Source organism: Maricaulis sp. MIT060901 (assembly GCF_047123815.1).
Classification (GTDB): domain Bacteria; phylum Pseudomonadota; class Alphaproteobacteria; order Caulobacterales; family Maricaulaceae; genus Maricaulis.
The window spans coordinates 920,220-940,424 of sequence record NZ_CP138920.1 but is presented as its reverse complement, the minus strand read 5'-3'; the positions used below and the strand labels follow the sequence as shown (position 1 = coordinate 940,424).

The window sequence follows — 20,205 nt, the reverse complement described above, 5'->3', positions numbered from 1 at the left end:
CGCTCCTACCCCTCGATATCGTCAGCAAGCGTCCGAGAGGCGAGCCAGAAGCAGGGCAGGGCCAGGAGGCCGATGGCGCCGACGGTGATGAGGGAATAGCGCAGGCCTTCGGCGACACCGTGCTGGGTGGCGAAACTGTCGCTGATAATGCCGGCGGCCAGCGGGCCGAGGCCGAGGCCGATCAGATTGATCACGAACAGGATCACCGCCGAGGCCGTGGCGCGGGTGCGCGGCTGGACCAGGCTCTGCGCGCAGGCGAAAATCGGGCCGTACCAAACCGAACCCAGCAGGGTGACGATGGCGAGGCCGATGAGTGACAGGAGTGTCGATCCACTCATCATGGCCAGCAGGAAGGGCAGGAAGCTTGCCGCGCCCGCAATGGCGGGCAGATAGGCATAGGCGCGTTTGTCCTTGGCCACCCAGCGGTCGGCGATCTGGCCGCCGGCAAAAGTGCCGATGGCGCCGAAAATGCCGATCAGGATACCCAGGGCAAGGCCGAGAAAGCCCAGCACACCCATCTGCGTGCCCAGCATGTTGTTGACGCCGTCGGCCATCGCCGCGAGGCCCTCGGTGTGATTGCGGGCGTAGAAAGAGCCGTAAAACGCGATGTGGCCGTAGGAGACCATGGCGTTGATCGCCGCGGCCAGCGAGATCCAGATGAAAGCTGGCTTGGTCGACAGCTCCCGCACCGCATCCGTCAGCGACGGGTGGTTCTTGGTCTCGACCGGCGCCGCATTGCGGCGGGGTTCCGGCAGGGTGAACCAGGCGGCGAGGGCGAGCAGGATACCGGGTGCCCCGGCGACGAAGAAGGCGACGCGCCAGCCATAGCTGTCGGCGATCATGCCGCCCAATGCCATGCCGGCCAGGGATCCCAGCGGGATGCCCATGGAGTAGAAGGCGATGGCGGAGGTGCGTTTTTCCGCCGGCGTGTAATCGGAGATCAGCGAGTGGGCGGGGGGCGTACAACCGGCTTCACCCACGCCCACGCCGATGCGGGCGAGCAGGAGCTGGACAAAGTTGCCGGCCATGCCGCAGGCGACGGTAAACGCACTCCACACACCAACGGCGATGGAGATGATCTTGACCCGGTCCGCGCGCTCGGCGAGGCGGGCGATGGGTAGGCCAAGGACGGTGTAGAAGAGCGCGAAGGCAAGGCCCGTCAGTGCGCCCAGCTGCCAGTCGGCCAGACCCAGCTCAACCTTGATCGGTTCGGCGAGGATGTTGACGACCTGCCGGTCGAGGAAGTTGAGCACGTAGATGAGCAGCAAGAGTCCCAGCGCATATTTGCGCGGACCTTCCGCCAGCGGTTCGATCCCCGCCGGTGCGTCAGACTGTGCGGCCTGTTCATTCGCATTATCGACCTTGGCCATGCGTCTCCCCTCGCTGTCCAAATTATTGTGTTGATAGGGATATAGACCGCAGGCCTAGGAGGCAAACAGAACCGATCCTGAGGTCAAAAACCCTGGAACAGGAAGTCGATCGCGGCGGTGATCTGGTCGCGGTGTTCAGCTTCGACGTTGGTGAGGCGTTTGCGCAGTTTTTCGGCCGGGACGGTAGCCATGTTCTGGGTCATTACTATGCAGGGCTGTTGCGCAATCATGATGGTCGGGTTCAGTCGCGGGATGACAGCGCCCTGGATCGTGTTCCTTGGCAACACGGGCAGGACGACGCGGGTCGTAAGACTGTCCAGAAGGCCAGATTGCACATCAAGCAGGTAGGGCGTACGGCTGGACCGGGTTTCATAGAGATCGAAACGTGCCATCAGATCTCGTCGAGCCACGGCGGCGGCAGATAGACGCCTTCGCGCTCCACCCGCTCGTTGTGGGCCCGGATGGCGTCGCGGTTTTCTTCCTTCCAGCGTCGGCCCTTTTCCTCGCGGATGGCCGCCTCGATGCCGGCTTCGGCGGCGCGTGAGGTGTTGAGGCCGAGTGCGCGCGCCTCTTTCATGACGTCCTCGCGGACGGTCAGGTTGACGCGCTTGCGACGCTCTGCGGGCGGATAGGCAGGTCCGGTCATGGCGGGCTCCATCGATGTGTATAAACATACACACCCAGTCGGTTGCGAGCAATGAAAGACCGGACTTTTCCGCCGAACCGCCTTGCCTGCTTGCCCTGAACCGACTCTTCGGGTAATAGCCCCGCTCCTGAGTTTATTGAGCTGCGTGCACGGCAACGTAATCGTGTGGCGCGGCGAAGAAAGAAAGCCGGATCGATGAAAAGCGATATCCATCCCGAGTACCACATCATCAATGTCGTGATGACGGACGGCACCACCTTCCAGACCAAGTCCACCTGGGGCAAGGAAGGCGACACGCTGAACCTCGACATCGACCCGACCTCCCACCCGGCCTGGACCGGTGGCAACCAGCAGCTGATGGACCGCGGCGGCCGCGTGTCTCGCTTCAAGGACAAGTTCAAGGGCTTCGTCTAAGCGATATTCCTGCTGCTGGCAGAGAGAAAAGCGCTCCGGTTTCCGGGGCGCTTTTTCTTTGTCATATAATATTAGTCGTACACGAATTGCGGTTAAACAATCGCAAGGTGTCGAGGCGTAGTTTTTCAAGGCAACTACTCTTGGGCGGTCCTCGCGATGCTGAAATTCCCGCACTGCGATGGATGAAGCTGTCAGTCCATATCAGGCTGGCCATTCTTGTTACTGTTGCCGCTGTCGGCACGCTGGCCGGGCTCGGTCTTTTCCTGCAATCGCTCTCGACTGCCGAGCGATGGCGGGTGGAATTCGAAAGACAGGACGATGTGCTCCATGTCACCGAAACCCTCAGGGCAGAGTTCCTGGAAATTGGTCGATTGGCTGAGCGCTTCGTGCGCGACGATGATGCGAGTGTCTTCCAGCAGCTCGACGTTGTGGAAGCCTCAATCCTGGGCGGCGTCTCACGGCATGATGATCTCAGGGATACCATCCTGCAGGACATGCGACTGCTTCATTTCCTTCTGGAACGTCTCGCGCTGGCTCAGGAACTGGCCGGGGTAAACGAAAATGCCGGGTTGCGCGGCGAGATGCGCGCCGCAGCGCACGAACTGGAGGCGGGGTTCAGTTCGCAGAGCCCCGAGTTGGCCTCGGCGCTCCTGGTTGAGCTCTTGCAGATGCGACGTCGCGAGAAGGATTTCATGCTGCGGGGGGATTCCCGGTACTTCGTTCAGGTGAACCAGCATGCATCAAATCTCGGTGCGATGATGGATGATTTGGATCTGGCGCCCGTCGAGCGAATGGAATGGGCGCAATTGCTTGCGGGATATCGTAACGCGTTCCGAGCCTGGTCTTCCCAGAACGCGATCCGGCAGGAAACCCTCATCGGCTTCAGAAATGAACTCGCGGATATCCAGCAGGTCATGGCGGAAAGGAGTGCCGCTCAGGCTGAGAGTGTCGCATCCGGTCGTCTCGCGTATGACCTTGCACGTGAAGAACAGACCCGTTTTGTCATCCTGATGTCGTGCATGACCCTGCTGGGTGTCGTCTTGTCCGGAATTTACGTGTCGCGCTCCATTTCCAACCCGGTCAAGGAGATCTCGGTCGCGATCAAGGACATCAACAATGCCGAGGGCATTGAACGCCTGAAGGATATGGAAGTGAGCGAGGAGCTCGGCGAGATGGCCCGGGCGGCCATCGACTTCCACCTCGGAGAGAAACAGAAAGAGAGCTTCATCGAAAAGGAACGCGTGAAGCGGGATGCCCAGATCGAACGTCACCGTCAGCTGGAAAGTCGGATCGAACAGTTCCGCCATGATATTGCCAGCCAGCTGTCCGAAGTGACGTCGGTCGCCACCGCCATGCGCGATGCCTCGGTGGACCTCTCCGGTCAGACCGCCACGGCGAGTGAGCGCGCAGGCGAGGTCAATAACAGCTTTGTCTCAGCAGCTGAGGACATTCACACCCTGCAACAGGCGGTCGGAGACTTGGCCGCTACGATCGAGCGGGTGCGTGGCCAGACACGGGAATCCGAACAGGCATCGGCATCAGTGACCGGACAGGTCCAGCAGGCGGGGTCCCAGGTCCAGGCTCTGCGTTCCGCGGCGACACAGATCAGCGAAAGCGCCCATCTGATTGCAGAGATTTCCGGACGGACGAACCTGCTGGCACTCAACGCGACCATCGAGGCGGCGCGCGCCGGTGAGAGCGGACGCGGTTTTGCCGTAGTCGCAGGTGAGGTCAAGGCCCTGTCAGAGTAGACCGCCCAGGCCACGACATCGATCCATGACCAGATCTCTCACCTCACAGATGCTGTCAGTCATGTCGCCGGCGCGATGGAGCGGATCGAGACGCTGAGTGCGACGTCGAGCGAGTTTGTTGCCGCTGTGTCGGAAGCCGTGGCGGACCAGGCGCGTGCGAGCGATTCCATCGAGAGCAATTCCAGCTCGGTGGCCTCGGGGGCCCGGGACGCACGCGAGCACATGTCCAACCTGTCCAATGCCGTGGCCTCGTCCAGTGACGTGGCCGTGCAGACAGACAAGCTGTCAGACGAGCTGGGCAGTTTTGTCGAGGCGTTGCAGCTGGCTATCGACACCTTCCCGCAAGATGTCGCGCGCGACACGTCAAACACATCCGCCGAAGCGGATGCGGATGAGGATGTGGATTTGTGGGAAGAGGGCGAGGCCGATGACGGCGGCCTCGATGTCGAACTTTTCTAGTTCTCGCTGAAGGCGCCGCGCAGCATGGCCATCTGGTCTGCGACCGGGTTGGCGTCTGCTTCCGGAGCTTCCTCGGAATAGAGATTGTCGTCCAGGCGCTTCAGACGTGCATAGAGCGCGCGTGAGCGGGAGACGAGCGCAGCCAGCACCTGAGGCGGAGTTTCGCCTTCCGGCCAGAGATCATCTGTCGGACGGTCGAAGCCGAGACGGTATTTATTGTCCATGACATCGTCCGGCTTCATTTCACCTTCAGCAACAGCGCGCTGGGCGAGCAGCCAGGAGGCGGCCTGCATGAGGCGCGTCGTCAGCTTCATGCTTTCGGTGGCGTAGGACAATGCACCCGCGCGGTCGAGCGTCTTGGAATCATCACGTCCAGGCCCGTCGAGATAGCTTGCAGTTTCCTCTACGAGGTCCATGCCCTCGGTGAAGAGTTTCTGGAACATCTCCGAAGCCGCAAAATCGCGGGTCCGGCTCGCTGCGCCCCCTCCAGCGGGGAAAAGTGTTGGTGCATCCGTCATTACGCGTCCATCTGTCCGTCGTGCCTTGAACGAATCGATGCAAGGCCAGGGCCAGATTCCCCCAAAACGTTGACTAAATCTTGAAAACCGCCTCTGCGGCGTTCATTCCGGCCTTCTTTTTGTCAGTGATTTCGTCGATCCGCTTGATTTCCTCTTCCAGCAATCGACGCCGTTCAGCCAGCCCGTCCAGTGAGAAACCGCTCAAGTCTTCGCCGGGCCGGATGGTGTCGTCATCCTTGGTGCTTGTACTGGCTTCATCATCGTGGAACATCTGACGCCTCCTTTTCAGTCTCGTATCAACCATAGCGCTTTCCGGAGAAAAGTCCCATGGCACAGAACCGCACACACCGTATTGTCCTGGCCCAACCTGCTGGCGGGCCTGAGGTTTTGCGGATTGAGGAACAGGCTTTGCCGGCGCCAAAAGCCGATGAAATCCTTATTCGTGCGGCGGCGTGTGGCGTCAATCGTCCGGACCAGATCGAACGTCTCGGTTTCTATCCTGCCCCAAAGGGCGCGCGACCCGGGCTGGGGCTGGAAGTCGCCGGGGAGGTCATCGAGACGGGGGCCGATGTGAGCGGGTTCGCCGTGGGCGACGAGGTCTGTGCCCTGGTGTCCGGCGGCGGCTATTCCGATTTCGTGATCGCCAAGGCCGGCGCGACTTTGCCCCGGCCGGATGGATTAACCCTGGAAGAGGCTGCCGGTTTGCCGGAGACGGTGTTCACAGTGTGGACGAATGTGTTCGAAAGCGGCGCACTTCAGCCCGGCGAGACTTTTCTGGTTCATGGCGGCACAAGCGGTATTGGGACAACGGCTATCCAGATGGCCAAGGCGCATGGCGCGCGGGTCATCGCCACGGCCGGTACGGCGGAGAAATGCGCCCTCTGTCGCGACCTTGGCGCGGATATCGCGATCAATTACCGCGAGGAAGACTATGAGGAGATCTGCCGCGAGGCGGGTGGTGTCGATGTCATCCTGGACATGGTCGGCGGGAGTTATGTTCAGAAGAATATCAACATCATGAACCCGGGTGGGCGATTGGTGTCGATTGCGTTTCTGCAAGGCAGCCGGTGCGAGCTGGATTTGATGCTGGTCATGCTCAAGCGGCTTACCCTGACGGGCTCCACCCTGCGCGCACGTCCTGACACCGAGAAAGCGCGCATTGCCGCCGCCGTGCGCGACCATGTCCTGCCGTGGATCGAGGCCGGCAAGGTTCGAACCGTGATCGATAGCCGGTTTGAACTTGATGATGTTCGTTCCGCACACGAACGGCTCGATGGCGGCCAGCATTCCGGCAAGATCCTGCTGATTCCGTGATAATGTATTCAGCGAAGTGCTTTGCAGCCTGTTCGAGCTGAGTTATACGGGGTGCAAATCGCGTCACTGGAGCTTGCTCCTGGTGAAGCGTCGGAAGCCCAAGCCCGGCCGCCGTGTCGGGCTTTTTTTATTTTCCAGGGAGCAAAACTGGCATGACTGAAATTCTGATGCCGAAAGCCACCGCGGTATGGCTCGTCGACAATACGTCCCTGACCTTTGATCAGATCGCCGACTTCTGCGGCCTGCACCCGCTGGAGGTCAAAGGTATTGCAGACGGCGACGTCGCGGCTGGTGTTCGTGGCGCTGACCCGATCTCCAATGGCCAGCTGACGCGCGAAGAGATTGCCAAGGCAGAAGAAAACTCTGATTACCGCATGTCGGTAGTGAAGCCGAAATATGCTGATCTGCACCAGCCGTCCAAGCGTCGCGGGCCGCGCTACACGCCGCTCTCGCGCCGTCAGAACCGTCCGGACGCCATTGCCTGGCTCGTGCGCAATCACCCGGAGCTGGCCGATGCCCAGATCTCCAAACTGATCGGCACGACCAAGACGACCATCCAGGCCGTGCGCGAGCGCACGCACTGGAATGCCGCCAATATCAAGCCGACCGACCCGGTTTCCCTCGGCCTGTGTACGCAGATCGATCTGGACGAGCAGGTGAAGAAAGCCTCCGGTCGCCGCAAGAAGATCGAAGAGGAAAATCCGGAGCTCCTGGCTGACACGCTCAAGCCGACCGAGGATCTGGAAACGCCGGAAAACGACGATCTGGCCACGGGCGAGATCAATCTGGAAACGCTGTTTGGCGGTTCCGGTTCGAGCGACGACTAGATCGTGCTTGATACAAACAAGAAGGCCGCCCGATGGGCGGCCTTTTTTGTGCCGGTGATGTTCAGTCGGTGGAGATGTCTGCCTAGTCCTTGGGCACGGTATAGTTCATCGCCATGCGGCCACCATCGGCATAGAGCGTGGTGCCGGTCATGTAGCTGGCATCCTTTGACGCCAGGAAAGAGGCGATCGAGGCGATCTCAACCGGATCCCCGATCCGGCCCAGCGGAGTGCGGGACATGATCTTGTCCATTGCTTCCGGATTGTCGTTCACCGCCTTGAGCACATCGGTATTGATGCTGCCCGGTCCGATTGCATTGACCCGGATGCCATATTTGGCGAGTGCCAGGGCCATCGACTTTGTCATCTGGGTCAGCGCGCCCTTGGTTGCGCAATAGGCTAGCTGGTCCGGGATCGCCATGACAGCATTGACCGACGTCATGTTGATGATCGCATACCGACGGCGCACATCGTCCGCACGTTCCTCGTCAGCCTCGATCTGGTCCACCATCTGGCGCGCCGCTTCGCGGGCTACCAGGAAGGCGCCCTTGAGGTTCACGCCCATTACCTTGTCGAAATCGGCCTCGGACAGGCTGAGGATATCGCCGCTGGCGACGACACCGGCATTGTTCACCAGGATGTCCAGGCGTTCGAAGCTGGAGCGCGTTTCCGAGAGGAGATTGTTCACCGCCAGGCGGTCGGAGACATCACACTGGACAAACAGGGCCTTGCCCTTGTCGGCGCCCAGTTCTTCCGCCAGGGCCTGGCCAGATGCGCTGTCCGTGTCGGCAATGACGACATTGCAGCCGTCCTCACTGAGGCGGCGGGCGCAGGCCTTGCCGATACCATTCGCTCCGCCGGTGATAATCGCGACGCGATCCGTGGCTGCCATGTCTGAAGTCCTCTTGAAGGGTCAAATTCGCCGAACGCGATGAACTGGCACACCGGGCCCGTGAGCGCAATCTCAATTGATTCCCTGCTCAGGGGCGATGGGTACGTTCGTAATCCGCGATGATTTCCGGATCTTCAGGTTCCATTTCATAGGCCTGCGCGAACAGGCGGCGGGCGCGACGGTTCGAGCCTGTGGCCTCCAGCGCGGTTGCCAGGGAGTGGATGACATGACCGCTTTCCGGTTCCAGCTCCGCGGCCTGGCGGCACAGGGGCAGGGCGGTTTCAGCACGCCCGTCCTGGATCAGCGTCCAGCACAACATGTTCAGTGTGGAGCCGTCCTCCGGATCGATCTCGACTGCCCGGCGGGCATCGGATACGGCTTCGGAAATCATGCCCAGATCGAGGAAGGCGGCGGAGCGGTTCAGCCAGGCGCCGGACCATTCCGGTTCGGTCCGTACCAGCCGGTCATAGATGACAACCGCGTCCTCATGCCGTTCAAGCTGACCATAGGTCCAGCCCAGATTAACGAGGGTGAGCGGGTCATCGCCCAGCATGGAATAGGCCTGCAGCAGGTCGCCCAGGGCTCGTTCCAGCTCGCCGGTCTGACCCAGCGAGATGCCGCGATTGCGATAGATCATCGGATGGGAGATCTGTGCGCCCTGGGTCTCGGCGATGGCGAAGGTGAAGGCAAACGCCTGCAGTGCACCCGCATAGTCCTCCATCGCCATGCGGACCGAGCCCAGCTCGGCATAGATCATCACTTCCTGTTCGGGGGTGAGTTCGACACTGGCCAGGCAATTCTCCAGCCCCTCGGCCGCCTCGTTGAATTCACCGAGGTCGGATTGCTGGAGGGCCGTGACACAGATCTGGTCATCCTCCTGGGCAAGGGCCTGTGCGGCGAAAAGCAGGAAAAGGGTGGCAAGGGCGACGATTTGTTTCATGTATGGCTCCGGCTGATGCCACTATCTAACCAAGAAAAAGGGCGACCCGAAAGCCGCCCGATCCTCACTAATTCGCCATGCTGGTGTGTTCTGTTCGTCGAAGTGACTCTATCTGTTCCTTTATTCGGAGTTTTTCCTTCTTTAGATTGGCCACTTCAAGCGAGTCCGCGGACGGGTGTCGTTTCACCTCGTCGATCTGGGCATCAAGACGCGAATGTCGAGCGTCGAGCTCACGGATGCGGGCGTCGATTGGCATGGGTGTGTCTCCCTCTACTGAAGTGGAACTCGAATATTGAAAACACACTCTGACAATCTGTCTATTCACGAAACGTTTCGCGGTTGAAGAAGAATGAAAACTCAAAGGCTTATCGTAGGAGTTTCTGGCGCGTCCGGCATTGTTTACGGAATTCGCGCCCTTCAGATTCTCCGTGAACTGAATATCGAGACCCATCTCGTCGCCTCAAAAGCGGCAGAGATGACGCTGAATTACGAGACTGATTCCAGCATCGCAGCATTTCGGGGTGAAGCGGACCATGTCTATAAAATGCCCGATGTCGGCGCGCCGATCGCGTCCGGCTCCTTTCGCACTATGGGCATGCTGATCGCCCCGTGTTCGGTGCGGACCATGTCGGAAATCGCCACCGGGGTGACGTCCAGCCTGCTGACGCGGGCGGCAGATGTCGTGCTCAAGGAACGCCGCCCTCTGGTCCTGATGGTGCGCGAAACGCCCTATCATCTCGGCCATATCCGGACGATGGAGAAGCTGACAGAGATGGGCGCCATCATCTGTCCTCCCCTGCCAGCCTTCTATACCAACCCGAAGAGTATGGAGGATCTGATCGACCAGTCCGTGGGGAGAGCCCTGGACCTGTTCGGACTGGACTGGCAGGAGACCCGGCGCTGGGGTGAGGACCTGGAAAAGGGCCGCCGCAGCTGATCCGGAGCGCTGGATATAGAAATACTCGAAACTTGATTGCAAAGCATTTATTTGCGCCGGGAAACGGGTTAGATTAATAGCTTCCGCCGAGTGCATTAGGGTTTGAGTCTGCGCTCGCCATCATGGAACCAATTCAACTGAAGAGACCGGTCTCGAATGGACGGAGAATCCCTCGACCAGGCAGATTTGCTGGTCCAGCTGGAAACGCTGAAGGAAGAGCATGAAGCCCTGAATGCCGAGGTCGATGCCCTCGCCGAAAACGGCGTCATCGATCAGTTGAAGTTTGCGCGCATGAAAAAGGAAAAGCTGAGACTCAAGGACGAGATCAGCAAGGTCGTTGACCAGATTACTCCGGACATTATCGCCTGATCAGCCTGTCCGCTGTTGGTCGTCGTCGGACTTTTGCGATTGTTTTCGGGCGTACATGGCCGCGTCTGCCTCGGCCAGCGCTTCGTCGGCATCCCGACCGGCGACGAGGGGTTGTGTACCCCAGGCTGCACCGACGCTCAGCTGGCGTCCGGCGTATTCGAAAGGCGTATTGTCGATCAGATCGACGAGTTCACAAGCCTTTGCTTCGGCTCCTTCCGGACCGGTGAGGGTCAGGACCACACCAAATTCATCACCGCCCAGACGACCGACAGCGTCGGTTTCGCGAACATGGGCGCTCAACAGGGCGGAGACATGGTGGAGTGCGGCATCGCCGGCGGCATGGCCATAGGTATCATTGATGGCCTTGAAGCCGTTGAGATCAATAAAGACGAGGGCAGACGGCGCATTGTGTCGCTCGGCCAGGGCCAGGGCCCGGCTAACCTCGCGCAGGAAAGCGCGGCGGTTGAGGACCGGCAGCATGACGTCGTGATCGGCCAGGCTCTCCAGTTCGCGCACACGACCACGCAGACGCTCGGTCTCCTTGCGCAGCTGGTCGACCTCGCCCATCAGCGAGAGCAGGGCGCGCTGGACATTCGGTGTCAGCTCGGCTTCCGGCACACCCATGATTGACGCAGCGTCCCGCGGAGCCGCCGCACCACCCGTCGAGGATGAGGTGGAAGAGGCGCTCTTCGTCTTGCTTGTTCGCGTCACCGACTGGGGCGTATTTACCGGTCCAATGCGCATCTCGCGCTCCTGGTGATTCTTTTCCACCCTCAGGCTCGACATTCGAGGTTAAGAAAACCTCAAGCAGGGCAGGAATCCCCGAGTCAAAGACGACTCAATCTCGACTCTTGACCTTGTCGCCCGTGTAGCTATGGTCGCGCGCTTCCTTTTCAAGGCAGGAAGCAAGATGAGCGATGTTTCGCCCGCCAATTCCCAGCAACCCGATGTAGCCATTGTCATGGGCTCGCGCTCTGACTGGCCGACCATGGAACATGCCGCTGCCGTGCTCGACACGCTGGGCGTGGCCTATGCGTCCAAGGTTGTCTCTGCACACCGCACGCCGGATCGCCTGGTGGAGTTTTCCAAGTCTGCCCGCGATGAAGGCATCAAGGTCATTATCGCCGGAGCCGGAGGCGCGGCTCACCTGCCCGGCATGGTCGCTTCGATGACCTCGCTGCCGGTGCTGGGCGTGCCGGTGAAGTCCCGTGCCCTGAGCGGCCAGGACAGCCTGCTGTCCATCGTACAGATGCCGGGCGGGATTCCCGTCGGTACGCTGGCCATCGGTGACGCCGGCGCCAAGAATGCCGGCCTGCTCGCCGCCTCTATTCTCTCCCTGTCGGATGCGGATCTCGCCGCACGCCTGGACGCCTGGCGCCAGGCCCAGACCGACAGTGTCGTTGAAAGCGTCAAGGACTAGACACGCATGAGCCACGCGCCTCTTGCACCCGGATCGGTCATTGGAATTCTTGGCGGGGGGCAGCTGGGCCGTATGCTCGCTGTCGCCGGCGCAGAGCTGGGATTCGACATCCATATTTTCGATCCCGAGCCGGAATGTCCCGCCTCGCGGGTTGCCGCCCGTGCCTGGGCCGCGCCGTGGTCGGATGAGGGCGCGGTTCAGGGGTTCGCTGATCGCTGCGATGCCATCACCTATGAATTCGAGAACGTTCCGGTCTCGGCCGTCGAGATCGCCGCGCGTGTATCGCAATTGCGCCCTGGCGCGCGGTCACTGGAGCTGACCCAGGACCGGGTGATCGAGAAGAGCTTCATCAATGAGGCCGGTGTCGCGACCGTGCCGTTTGCGCCGGTGGCTGATTTGACCGAGCTGATGGAAGCGGTTGCCCTGATCGGGACGCCGTCCGTGCTGAAGACGCGGCGCTTTGGCTATGACGGCAAGGGCCAGGCCTGGATCCGCTCTCACGATGATATCGAACACGCCTGGAAGGCGATCGGTGAGCAGCCAGCCATTCTGGAAGGCGCGGCCGCCTTTGTGCGCGAGCTATCCGTTGTGGCCGCCCGCAGCCTGGACGGTGAGGTCCGGGCTTATCCGCTGGGCGAGAACGTGCATGGCGATGGTATCCTGAAGACGACGACAGCACCGGCTCCGAACCTGCCCGCCACAACACTGGCCCGGGCCGGGGAAATCGCCAGTGCCATTGGCGGCGGTTTGGATCATGTCGGTGTGTTCGCGGTCGAGCTGTTCGAGCTGGAAAACGGCGAGCTGCTGGTCAATGAAATCGCGCCGCGCGTACACAATACCGGTCACTGGACCCAGGACGCCTGTGCCTGTTCGCAGTTCGAACAGCATATGCGCGCGGTGGCCGGCTGGCCCCTGGGCGATGCCCGGCCGCACTCCTCTGCCGTGATGACCAATCTCATCGGTCATGACGCGGATGCCTGGCAGGCCCTGTCCGCAGATCCTGAAGTCCGCCTGCATCTTTACGGCAAGCGCACCACCAAGCCGGGCCGCAAGATGGGCCACATCAATCGTCTGGGGCGGCTGTAGGGTCTAGTCCAGCGCGACGTCGCGGGGTGGGTGGAAACGAACTGCGAAACGATCATCCACGACCTTCATGACTGTGGCCGGCATGTCGCAAATGCTGACGGTCTCGTCCACTTCGGGAAGCGTGTCGGCGGTGAAGCTGGCACCTTCCACAGTAAGCTTTTGCAGGGTGACTTCCGAGCTTTCGCCATTTTCCCGGCTGAGTGTCAGCGTCGGTGCTTCACCATCCGCGCGCAGGGTGATGTTCATGCGTTCCAGGCTGCGGCGGGTGGACAGCTCGTTGGCGAGTGCCCGTGCACCTGCAGACGCGGTGAACTGGACACCGAATTCATTGCCATCAACCCAGACCACCTTGCCGACAAAACGGCCCAGTGCCGGGATGTTGAGGCCGATACGGTCATCCTGGGAAGGTTGACGTGTGGCCGAGAGACGAACCCCTCCTGGCGCCAGGTCACAAATCTCGCAGGCCGTTGCCCCGATCGTATCGGTCATGAAGCTGCCCAGGATTTGCATCTGGATGCGGGCTCTACCGCGACGTTCTGATGGCTGTGTCGATTCACTGATCGCCATGTTTTCTGGACCTTTCACGTTACGCGGGACAGATATGGCCCGAATTCGTGAATATTCACGTGATGCAACTCACGGTGTCTGGTAATTTAGTATGACTACTTCCGGCAAGGATTTGTTAAGCCGTCCGGGCCGCGGATGAACCGCGCATTCCCGCGCCACTCGGCGTATAAGAAAGTGATGGCAGACATATCTCCCAACCGGTTTCGAAATGATTGCGGCCCCTTCGACCTGATCGGGGATATTCACGGCTGTGCCGGGGAAACCGAGATCCTGCTGGAAAAACTGGGCTATCGCGTCGGGTTCCAGGGGCCGGAGGGTCGTCGGTTCTATGACATCTCGCACCCGCATGGGCGCAAGCCGGTCTTCCTGGGCGATATGGTCGACCGCGGGCCGCGTTCGCCGGATGTGATGCGTCTGGTCATGGGCATGGTCAAACGCGGCGATGCGCTGGCGGTGGTGGGCAACCACGATGACAAATTCCGCCGCTGGCTCGATGGCAAGACTGTGCGCATGACCCACGGCATCGAGGAGACAGCGGAGCAGTTCGAACAGGAAGACGCCGCCTTCAAGGCAGAGTGCAGCGACTTTATCAGGGGGCTGCCGACCCATCTCATCCTGGACAAGGGTGATCTGCTGGTGGCCCATGCCGGCCTGGCCGAGAAGTTCCACGGGCGCTTCAGCGGCGAGGAGCGGTCTTTTGCCATGTTCGGCGATGTTGCCAAACAGCGCGACCAGTACGGCCTGCCGGTGCGTCTGAACTGGGCAGCGAAGTATTCTGGCAAGCGGGCTGTCGTGCATGGCCATGTCGCCGAGCCCGGCGTGCGCGAGCTCAACAATGTCTATTGCATCGATACCGGCTGTTGTTTCGGGGGGCATCTGACGGCCATGCGCTGGCCGGAGCGAGATCTGGTCCAGGTCCGGGCGAGAGAGGCCTATTTCCACTCACCCCGCTGGGCTCAGGCATAGACGACCGGTGCCGGCGGGTTTGAGGCCGCGATGCGCGCATGGGCCCGCAGCCTGTCCCTGAGCGCCCTGAGCGCTGGCTGGTCCGGCGTGGCGAGGCCATAACACTCCATGTGGTCAAAGGACGAGATCAGGTGGAAGTCGAGATAACGCGGCGTCTCGGCATTGAAGAGATCGATATTGGCGTCCAGCCAGTCGAAGCCCTTGGTGAAAACCGCCCGGGCCTTGTCGAAAAATGGCTGGTTCTCGGTGTTCAGCCCCGTCCGGGCGCCCAGTACCAGGCGCGTTTCCGCCGACATCATCCCGTTCAGGACCGTACGGGTATTCAGCTCCCGCACATCAGTGGTCAACACACCATAGCGGTCGGCCGGGTCATGTTTGCGCACCAGATAGGCGGCGATGTGGTCGCTGTCATAGACCGTCAGATCACCGTCATTAAGCACCGGCACCAGCATCAGCGGATTACCGGCAAACTTGTCCTCGCTGAACTCGGCAACATTGCCGGCATCCACCATGTCATAGGCCAGCCCGTAATGGTCGAGCAGGAGACGCACCTTGCGGGCGAAGTGTGAGGCGGGTGTGGCGACAAGCTGCATGGATATCTCCCCTGGCTGACAGGGGAGATATCGGGATTGCCAGCTCCGGGTTCAAGCCGGGCCGGGATCAAGCCGCGGCGGTTCGCGCCTTGCGGCCCAGCGCGTCGGCAAAGCCGTGATTGACATCGCGGTGCTCGGCCTCGTCGGCGCGCACAGCGATGACGACATCGCGCAGGCGGGCATCCGCCGGCAGGTTCCAGTACTTGATGGCGATATCCGGTGCCGGAACATTGTCGTGGCGGCCTGCATCAATCTCGTTTAGATAGGCGGTGTAGCTGATCACGGCCTCTTCCTCGAAATAGCCGACCACGCGGTGGGCGGTGCGCGGGGCGAAGAGGTAGAGGAAGAAATAGGCGTTATAGAAAATCGCCTGCGTGATCATGATGACCAGTCGCTCGAACAGGGTCGGCTTGGCGATCTCGATGAAGGTCATCAGGTGCATGCGCTCGTTCTCGGCCTCGTCCAGCAAGGTGCGGATCCAGCCCTCATCATCTCGGATCCGGCGCAGTGCCTTTAGATGCTGCAGCAGGCCACCCACCATGCCGGGCACGGCCGCGACCGTCTCCAGCACCACGGCCCGGTGCCCGTAACGCTTGGCGAAAAACGTGTCGGCGAAAAAGCGCAGCATCTTCACAAAACCCAGGGCGATATGGTCGCCCAGGCCCTGCGGATTGAGGTGATAGTCCAGGTCGTGGATCCGACCCTGGTTTCCGGTCTGCATCTGGCCCTCCTTGTCGGGCAATGTCATGCTGACAATCTAGGAAATCAGCGCGCCGGAATCGCTATGTCACGCCGTCGCGCGGCGGCTAAGCGCACACATTTTGTGGGGTTGTTTCCGGTCAGACCCGCGGGCCGAAACCGTAACGCATCTTGCCGAGGATGGAGCCGAGATCGGGCAGGTTGGCGGTGGCCTTGCGGAACTGCCACTTGGCCTTCTCGAACTGCATCACATTCTCGATCCGGTGATCGAGGAATTCCCGCGCACGCGGTTTTTCCGGATCGCTCTCACCCAGCCAGACGCTGAGCGTCGAGCCATAAACGCCGGAGAGGATGGCGCGTTTGGAATAGAAGTTGAAATCGGTCGACTGGTCGCCGATCGCCCGCCAGACCGTGTCACAACTGTTCCAGACCAGGCTGGCGCTCTCGGTGACAGCGTCGGGCAGCAACAGCCGCGCACGCGCGCGACGAGCGGCTTCCTCGTTCGGGCCGATGGCTTCCAGGCGGGCCAGCACGCAGAACGTCACCCGGTCGCGCACTTTCATGTCCGCGATGTCCTTGTCGAGAATCGCCTTTTCCGCCTGCGCATCCATCTGGTTGGACCAGTGAATGATCAGATCCAGCTCCTCGCGCGGGCAGGCCAGGTGTGCCAATCCTGCATCGACACCCGATTCTTTTACAGCGGCCGCAAAACTGTCGGCGGTCCAGCCGTCAAAAGCTGCAATCCCCAGTGCAGACTGCAAAATCGCGTCTCTTGTGATATGGTGAAGGTCTGAAGCGGTGTCGGAAGAACGTGTCATGCGCCCTGTCTACGTCATCTTTGCTGCAAGGTCATCCGTCCGAGATGTCACAGCACTGTGGACACAGCGTCGCAGCTCTGCTATCTGCCGCGCCTCTGGCGAACCAGCGATGTGGGGAGGGTCCTCGCATCCTAATTAATGGAGAGAGAGCCATCGTACAGATCGTTGTGCGCGACAATAATGTGGAGCAAGCGCTCCGCGCGCTGAAAAAGAAAATGCAGCGGGAGGGTACCTTCCGTGAGATGAAGCGCCGGAATCATTTCGAGAAGCCGTCGGAGAAAAAAGCTCGCCAGAAGGCTGAAGCTATTCGCCGTGCGCGCAAGCTCGCTCGCAAACGCGCCCAGCGCGAAGGTCTCGTAGGCCGCCGTGGCGGACGTCGCTAGGGTCGCCAGGACCTGTAGTAAGTCAAGAAAAGGCCGTTCCCGAAAGGGAGCGGCTTTTTCTTTTTCTCAGCGATAAATCGTATGATGACTGTCAAAGAAGGTGAGAAATGGGACCGGTTGCTTCGGCGCTTATAAGGCAGGCACTTTCGCGAGAGCAGAAAGCCCGTTTAGTGGCGCTTCTAAAATCCCGCGCCAGTCACTGGCGCGAGGATGAATTCTGGTTCTGTCCGTCTTCTAAAAAGGCAGAACAAGCTGATAGCCTCACGGCTGGGTTTTTCCTGGAGACTGAGTCTTTCTAATATCCGGCCGATGAACTCGACCAGATTGAAAGAGTGATCGGCTTTCGGCCACGCGCGATTGTTTCGCTCAGCGCACTCTCGAATCAACCCGCAGATCATCACATTCTCGCTGAGCTGATCGCCTGGATCGCTCAAGAGTTTGACGGATGGATCGATTTTGGTGGCAGTATTCTGCCAGTGAGTATCGAACCTCTGGGGCCGGGAGGAGAAATTGCCACCGACGCGGCTAATGCTTACCTCGACAAGATTGGGGGACGGGTGTTCAGTCTTCCGTATCTAACGGCGTCGGGAGAGCATTGGGTTTCGCACGTCTGTGATCCGGAGTTCGCGCGGAACTGGATGGAACATGATGATTTCCATATGGTGAAGTAGCAGACTCCGAGGATCATTGCCCTGTCCAGCTTCCACGACGCGAAGGCGGCGCATGGGCGCCGACGCGCGATCGCGCTTGCGAGGCCTTTGGCCCCGGGTGGAGCCTCGTTCTTATCCTTCTCCCTTGGGGGAGAAGTGTCCTTCGTAGCCTTGGCGAAGAAGGGCGATGAGGGGGGGAGCACCAAAATCCCCACGATCTCGCGATCTGGAGTGAGAGGCATGCGGGAGACCGGTTAAACCGGAATTTAGTCTAGAGCAGGGGTTAAAGGCCTCCCGCACACGGGTTTGCTGTCTGCCATGCCAGATGACCTTGATAGGTCGACAGACGCTTCCCGTACATCCACGCCCGAAAAGACTGAGCTCTCGCCTCCCACGACATGGACCACGGGAGAGTATGCCCGAGGTTTGAGCGGTAGGGATATCTTCCCCGTACGCGGGGAAGTGGGGTCGCCGAAGCCAGAGGCGAAGGCGAGGTCGAAGGGGGTGCGAACGCCAGTGAGCACTAAATCTCCGCGCTTCGCGCTCCGGCCCCTCCGTCCCTTCGGGACACCTCCCCGAGGGGAGGATAAGGCTATCCCACCCGCTCGGCGATCTCCCACAGCGTGTCCTTGCCGAAATAGAGGTCATCGCCGACGAAGAAGCTGGGGATGCCGAAGACGTCGCGGTCGACGGCGGACTGGGTGGTGTCCATGAGGGCTTTCTTGATGGCGGGTTCCTGGGAGCGGGCGAGGATGTGATCGCCATCCAGGCCGGCTTCGGTGAAGGCCCGGGCGAAGACGGTCTTGTCGTCCATTTTCGAGCCGGCCTCCCACATGTAGTGGAATCCTGCAGCGAGATACTTGTCCAGATAACCTTCATCGATGGCCACGAAACACCCGCGCATCAGCATCAGCGTGTTGACCGGGAAATTCGGGTTGAACTGGAAGTCGGTGATACCGTGGCGCTTCTGGAAGCGCTCCATCTCGGTGCCCAGATACTTCATCTTTGCAGGTACACCGCCAAAGGCCAGCATGGGCGGCGTATTGCCCGTTGATTTGAAAATGCCCCCCAGCAGGACAGGCGTCGTCTTGATCTCCGCCGTCTTGAACGCCTCCATCGTCTGCATGGCCTTCCAGGCCAGATAGGCGTTGGGGCTGCCAAAATCGAACAGGAATTCCAAGTCAGACATTACCAGGTCTCTCCATAGGGGCGCAGGTCCATTTCAAAGGTCCAGGCGTCGCGGCTCTGCTGGTGCAGGGCCCAATAAGCGTTTGCGATGGACGTCGGGTCCATCAAGCGGTCGGCAGGCATGTTCTCCAGCGCCTCCTTGCCGACGGCTTCCTCGATGCGTTCGCGGACAAATGCCGTGTCGACCCCGGCATCGATGACCAGGTGGGCGACATGGATATTCTGGGGTCCCAGCTCGCGCGCCATGGCCTGGGCCATCAGGCGCAGCCCGCCCTTGGCACTGGCAAAGGCTGCATAGCCCTTGCCGCCGCGCATGCTGGCCGTGGCGCCCGTGAAGAAGATCGAGCCGCGCCCATGCTCCAGCATGATGCGCGCGGCCTCACGGCCCGTCAGGAAGCCGGATTTGCAGGCCATTTCCCAGACCTTGAAGAAAAGCCGTTCCGTCGTGTCCAGCAGCGGATAGTTCACATTGGCGCCGGGATTGGAGATGACGACCTCCAGCGGTGCAGCGTCATTGGCGGCGTTGAGGAAGTCGGTCACGCTTTTTTCCTCGCGCGCATCCATGGAGACGTGAACCAGCCTGCCGCCTGCCGCCTCGATCTCGGCCCGCAGCGGTTCCAGCTTGTCGCCATTGCGGCGGCCGGCAAAGACCGTATAGCCCTCGCTGGCGAACTTGCGGGCTATGGCGGAGCCGATGAAATCGCCGGCCCCGACGATGGCGCATGAGGCATTTCGTGAGCTCATCTCTCACTCCATCTTAATTTAAGACCAGCTAAGTCTTGAAATGGAACGGAGTCAATGCCAGAAGATTGACATGCGCTGGAATGAACTTCGATCCGAGAAATGCTCGCTCGCCCGGACCCTGTCCGTGATCGGGGATCGCTGGACCTTGCTGGTCCTGCGTGAAGCGTTCTTGCGGGTTCGCCGCTTCGAGGACTTCCAGAAAAACCTGGGCATTGCCCGCCGCGTCCTGACCGAGCGCCTGGCGCATCTGGTCGAGGAGGGGGTGCTGGAAAAACACGCCTATCAGGAACGTCCGGTGCGTCATGAGTATCGCCTAACGCAAAAAGGGCTGGATCTCTATCCAGCCCTCATGGCGATGGTGAACTGGGGCGACCGGCATTACGCCGATCCGGCCGGACCACCTGTCGTTCACACCCATACAAGCTGCGGGCATGATTTCCACACCGTCACGACCTGTTCGGAGTGTGGCGAGGTGGTGGACCCGCGTGCCGTGCGGGTCCGGCCCAATATCGCCAGCTAGGCTCCCTTATCCTCCCCACCGGGGAGGTGTCCTTCGTAGCCTTGGCGAAGAAGGACGGAGGGGCCGGAGGGCGAAGCCCGGAGGTCAGCTCGCTGCGCTCGCCCCCTTCGACCTCGCCTTCGCCAAGGCTCCGGCGA

Annotated in this window: 28 protein-coding genes; 13 read left to right on the top strand and 15 right to left on the bottom strand. The window is 60.8% G+C overall.

All coding sequences use genetic code 11. The features are described 5' to 3' along the window. Positions 1 to 5 precede the first annotated feature (5 nt). From SIC17_RS04850 to SIC17_RS04840, 3 genes are all read right to left on the bottom strand, one after another. Positions 6 to 1,370 carry a spinster family MFS transporter gene (locus tag SIC17_RS04850; protein WP_412546542.1) on the bottom strand — a complete coding sequence of 455 codons (1,365 nt, stop codon included), beginning with the start codon at positions 1,368 to 1,370 and terminating at the stop codon, positions 6 to 8. A gap of 83 nt (positions 1,371 to 1,453) precedes the next feature. Next, a complete protein-coding gene (locus SIC17_RS04845) occupies positions 1,454 to 1,762 on the bottom strand; it encodes a CcdB family protein (protein WP_291894541.1) in 309 nt (102 codons plus the stop codon). Further along, on the bottom strand, positions 1,762 to 2,016 hold the full coding sequence (locus SIC17_RS04840) for a type II toxin-antitoxin system CcdA family antitoxin (RefSeq protein ID WP_291894538.1): 255 nt from the start codon (positions 2,014 to 2,016) through the stop codon (positions 1,762 to 1,764). The genes SIC17_RS04845 and SIC17_RS04840 overlap by 1 nt, the downstream gene beginning before the upstream one ends. Positions 2,017 to 2,211: 195 nt before the next feature. On the opposite strand from SIC17_RS04840, the gene rpmE reads away from it, so the two are divergent. The 3 genes from rpmE to SIC17_RS04825 all read left to right on the top strand — a co-directional run bounded on the left by rpmE (position 2,212) and on the right by SIC17_RS04825 (position 4,640). Continuing rightward, complete coding sequence (gene rpmE, locus SIC17_RS04835) at positions 2,212 to 2,430, top strand: 50S ribosomal protein L31 (protein WP_291894535.1); 219 nt, start codon at positions 2,212 to 2,214, stop codon at positions 2,428 to 2,430. Between the two features lie 182 nt (positions 2,431 to 2,612). Further along, complete coding sequence (locus tag SIC17_RS04830) at positions 2,613 to 4,181, top strand: methyl-accepting chemotaxis protein (RefSeq protein WP_412546541.1); 1,569 nt, start codon at positions 2,613 to 2,615, stop codon at positions 4,179 to 4,181. A gap of 75 nt (positions 4,182 to 4,256) precedes the next feature. Continuing rightward, positions 4,257 to 4,640: a hypothetical protein gene (locus tag SIC17_RS04825; RefSeq protein WP_412546540.1), complete on the top strand. Its 384-nt coding sequence runs from the start codon at positions 4,257 to 4,259 to the stop codon at positions 4,638 to 4,640. Here SIC17_RS04825 and SIC17_RS04820 read toward each other — a convergent pair. After that, positions 4,637 to 5,083 carry a DUF1465 family protein gene (locus SIC17_RS04820; protein WP_412546539.1) on the bottom strand — a complete coding sequence of 149 codons (447 nt, stop codon included), beginning with the start codon at positions 5,081 to 5,083 and terminating at the stop codon, positions 4,637 to 4,639. The two genes, SIC17_RS04825 and SIC17_RS04820, sit on opposite strands and share 4 nt — an antisense overlap. Positions 5,084 to 5,231: 148 nt before the next feature. After that, complete coding sequence (locus SIC17_RS04815; RefSeq protein WP_291894523.1) at positions 5,232 to 5,429, bottom strand: DUF1192 domain-containing protein; 198 nt, start codon at positions 5,427 to 5,429, stop codon at positions 5,232 to 5,234. A 56-nt stretch (positions 5,430 to 5,485) separates the two neighbouring features. On the opposite strand from SIC17_RS04815, the gene SIC17_RS04810 reads away from it, so the two are divergent. Both SIC17_RS04810 and SIC17_RS04805 read left to right on the top strand, forming a co-directional pair. Continuing rightward, positions 5,486 to 6,472 (top strand): NAD(P)H-quinone oxidoreductase, encoded by a 987-nt coding sequence (locus SIC17_RS04810; protein WP_412546538.1) that lies wholly within the window; start codon positions 5,486 to 5,488, stop codon positions 6,470 to 6,472. A 152-nt stretch (positions 6,473 to 6,624) separates the two neighbouring features. Further along, the gene (locus SIC17_RS04805) at positions 6,625 to 7,299 is read left to right on the top strand and encodes a DUF1013 domain-containing protein (protein ID WP_291894518.1); all 675 of its coding nucleotides are present in this window, start codon (positions 6,625 to 6,627) and stop codon (positions 7,297 to 7,299) included. A gap of 82 nt (positions 7,300 to 7,381) precedes the next feature. Here SIC17_RS04805 and SIC17_RS04800 read toward each other — a convergent pair whose 3' ends face one another. The 3 genes from SIC17_RS04800 to SIC17_RS04790 form a co-directional block, all read right to left on the bottom strand. Beyond that, positions 7,382 to 8,188, bottom strand: coding sequence for an SDR family NAD(P)-dependent oxidoreductase (locus SIC17_RS04800; protein WP_291894515.1), 807 nt, complete (start codon positions 8,186 to 8,188; stop codon positions 7,382 to 7,384). Positions 8,189 to 8,276: 88 nt separating this feature from the next. Further along, positions 8,277 to 9,128, bottom strand: a complete 852-nt coding sequence (locus SIC17_RS04795; protein WP_412546537.1) for a tetratricopeptide repeat protein — start codon at positions 9,126 to 9,128, stop codon at positions 8,277 to 8,279. 67 nt (positions 9,129 to 9,195) lie between these two features. Beyond that, a complete protein-coding gene (locus SIC17_RS04790; RefSeq protein ID WP_291894509.1) occupies positions 9,196 to 9,384 on the bottom strand; it encodes a YdcH family protein in 189 nt (62 codons plus the stop codon). Between the two features lie 93 nt (positions 9,385 to 9,477). On the opposite strand from SIC17_RS04790, the gene SIC17_RS04785 reads away from it, so the two are divergent. Together SIC17_RS04785 and SIC17_RS04780 are read left to right on the top strand one after the other, a co-directional pair. Then, a complete protein-coding gene (locus SIC17_RS04785; protein WP_291894506.1) occupies positions 9,478 to 10,065 on the top strand; it encodes a UbiX family flavin prenyltransferase in 588 nt (195 codons plus the stop codon). A gap of 156 nt (positions 10,066 to 10,221) precedes the next feature. Next, positions 10,222 to 10,434, top strand: a complete 213-nt coding sequence (locus SIC17_RS04780) for a YdcH family protein (protein ID WP_412546536.1) — start codon at positions 10,222 to 10,224, stop codon at positions 10,432 to 10,434. Here the strand turns inward: SIC17_RS04780 and SIC17_RS04775 are convergent, their stop codons facing one another. Beyond that, complete coding sequence (locus SIC17_RS04775) at positions 10,435 to 11,178, bottom strand: GGDEF domain-containing protein (RefSeq protein WP_291894500.1); 744 nt, start codon at positions 11,176 to 11,178, stop codon at positions 10,435 to 10,437. A gap of 166 nt (positions 11,179 to 11,344) precedes the next feature. Here SIC17_RS04775 and purE point away from each other — a divergent pair, with 166 nt between their 5' ends. Further along, entirely contained in the window at positions 11,345 to 11,854 is a 510-nt protein-coding gene (gene purE, locus SIC17_RS04770) for a 5-(carboxyamino)imidazole ribonucleotide mutase (RefSeq protein ID WP_291894497.1), read from the top strand. A gap of 6 nt (positions 11,855 to 11,860) precedes the next feature. After that, the gene (locus tag SIC17_RS04765) at positions 11,861 to 12,940 is read left to right on the top strand and encodes a 5-(carboxyamino)imidazole ribonucleotide synthase (protein ID WP_412546535.1); all 1,080 of its coding nucleotides are present in this window, start codon (positions 11,861 to 11,863) and stop codon (positions 12,938 to 12,940) included. Positions 12,941 to 12,943: 3 nt separating this feature from the next. On the opposite strand, the gene SIC17_RS04760 is transcribed toward SIC17_RS04765, so the two are convergent. Beyond that, the gene (locus tag SIC17_RS04760) at positions 12,944 to 13,507 is read right to left on the bottom strand and encodes a PilZ domain-containing protein (protein ID WP_291894491.1); all 564 of its coding nucleotides are present in this window, start codon (positions 13,505 to 13,507) and stop codon (positions 12,944 to 12,946) included. A gap of 177 nt (positions 13,508 to 13,684) precedes the next feature. Here SIC17_RS04760 and SIC17_RS04755 point away from each other — a divergent pair, with 177 nt between their 5' ends. Further along, on the top strand, positions 13,685 to 14,473 hold the full coding sequence (locus SIC17_RS04755) for a metallophosphoesterase (RefSeq protein ID WP_412546534.1): 789 nt from the start codon (positions 13,685 to 13,687) through the stop codon (positions 14,471 to 14,473). On the opposite strand, the gene SIC17_RS04750 is transcribed toward SIC17_RS04755, so the two are convergent. From SIC17_RS04750 to SIC17_RS04740, 3 genes are all read right to left on the bottom strand, one after another. After that, positions 14,464 to 15,066: a glutathione S-transferase family protein gene (locus SIC17_RS04750; protein WP_412546533.1), complete on the bottom strand. Its 603-nt coding sequence runs from the start codon at positions 15,064 to 15,066 to the stop codon at positions 14,464 to 14,466. The genes SIC17_RS04755 and SIC17_RS04750 overlap by 10 nt on opposite strands. 67 nt (positions 15,067 to 15,133) lie before the next feature. After that, complete coding sequence (locus tag SIC17_RS04745) at positions 15,134 to 15,787, bottom strand: alternative oxidase (protein WP_366940092.1); 654 nt, start codon at positions 15,785 to 15,787, stop codon at positions 15,134 to 15,136. Positions 15,788 to 15,905: 118 nt separating this feature from the next. Continuing rightward, positions 15,906 to 16,583, bottom strand: a complete 678-nt coding sequence (locus tag SIC17_RS04740; protein ID WP_291894478.1) for a COQ9 family protein — start codon at positions 16,581 to 16,583, stop codon at positions 15,906 to 15,908. Between the two features lie 95 nt (positions 16,584 to 16,678). Between SIC17_RS04740 and rpsU the strand changes: the two genes are divergently transcribed. Together rpsU and SIC17_RS04730 are read left to right on the top strand one after the other, a co-directional pair. Continuing rightward, positions 16,679 to 16,966 (top strand): 30S ribosomal protein S21, encoded by a 288-nt coding sequence (gene rpsU, locus SIC17_RS04735; protein WP_366524368.1) that lies wholly within the window; start codon positions 16,679 to 16,681, stop codon positions 16,964 to 16,966. Between the two features lie 332 nt (positions 16,967 to 17,298). Beyond that, a complete protein-coding gene (locus tag SIC17_RS04730; RefSeq protein WP_412546532.1) occupies positions 17,299 to 17,637 on the top strand; it encodes a DUF6368 family protein in 339 nt (112 codons plus the stop codon). 571 nt (positions 17,638 to 18,208) lie between these two features. Here SIC17_RS04730 and SIC17_RS04725 read toward each other — a convergent pair. Next, the gene (locus SIC17_RS04725) at positions 18,209 to 18,805 is read right to left on the bottom strand and encodes a 2-hydroxychromene-2-carboxylate isomerase (protein WP_291894472.1); all 597 of its coding nucleotides are present in this window, start codon (positions 18,803 to 18,805) and stop codon (positions 18,209 to 18,211) included. After that, the gene (locus tag SIC17_RS04720; RefSeq protein WP_291894469.1) at positions 18,805 to 19,548 is read right to left on the bottom strand and encodes an SDR family NAD(P)-dependent oxidoreductase; all 744 of its coding nucleotides are present in this window, start codon (positions 19,546 to 19,548) and stop codon (positions 18,805 to 18,807) included. Before SIC17_RS04720 ends, SIC17_RS04725 begins: the two co-directional genes overlap by 1 nt. Positions 19,549 to 19,618: 70 nt before the next feature. Here SIC17_RS04720 and SIC17_RS04715 point away from each other — a divergent pair, with 70 nt between their 5' ends. Beyond that, the gene (locus SIC17_RS04715) at positions 19,619 to 20,068 is read left to right on the top strand and encodes a winged helix-turn-helix transcriptional regulator (RefSeq protein ID WP_291894467.1); all 450 of its coding nucleotides are present in this window, start codon (positions 19,619 to 19,621) and stop codon (positions 20,066 to 20,068) included. The last annotated feature ends 137 nt before the right edge of the window (positions 20,069 to 20,205 follow it).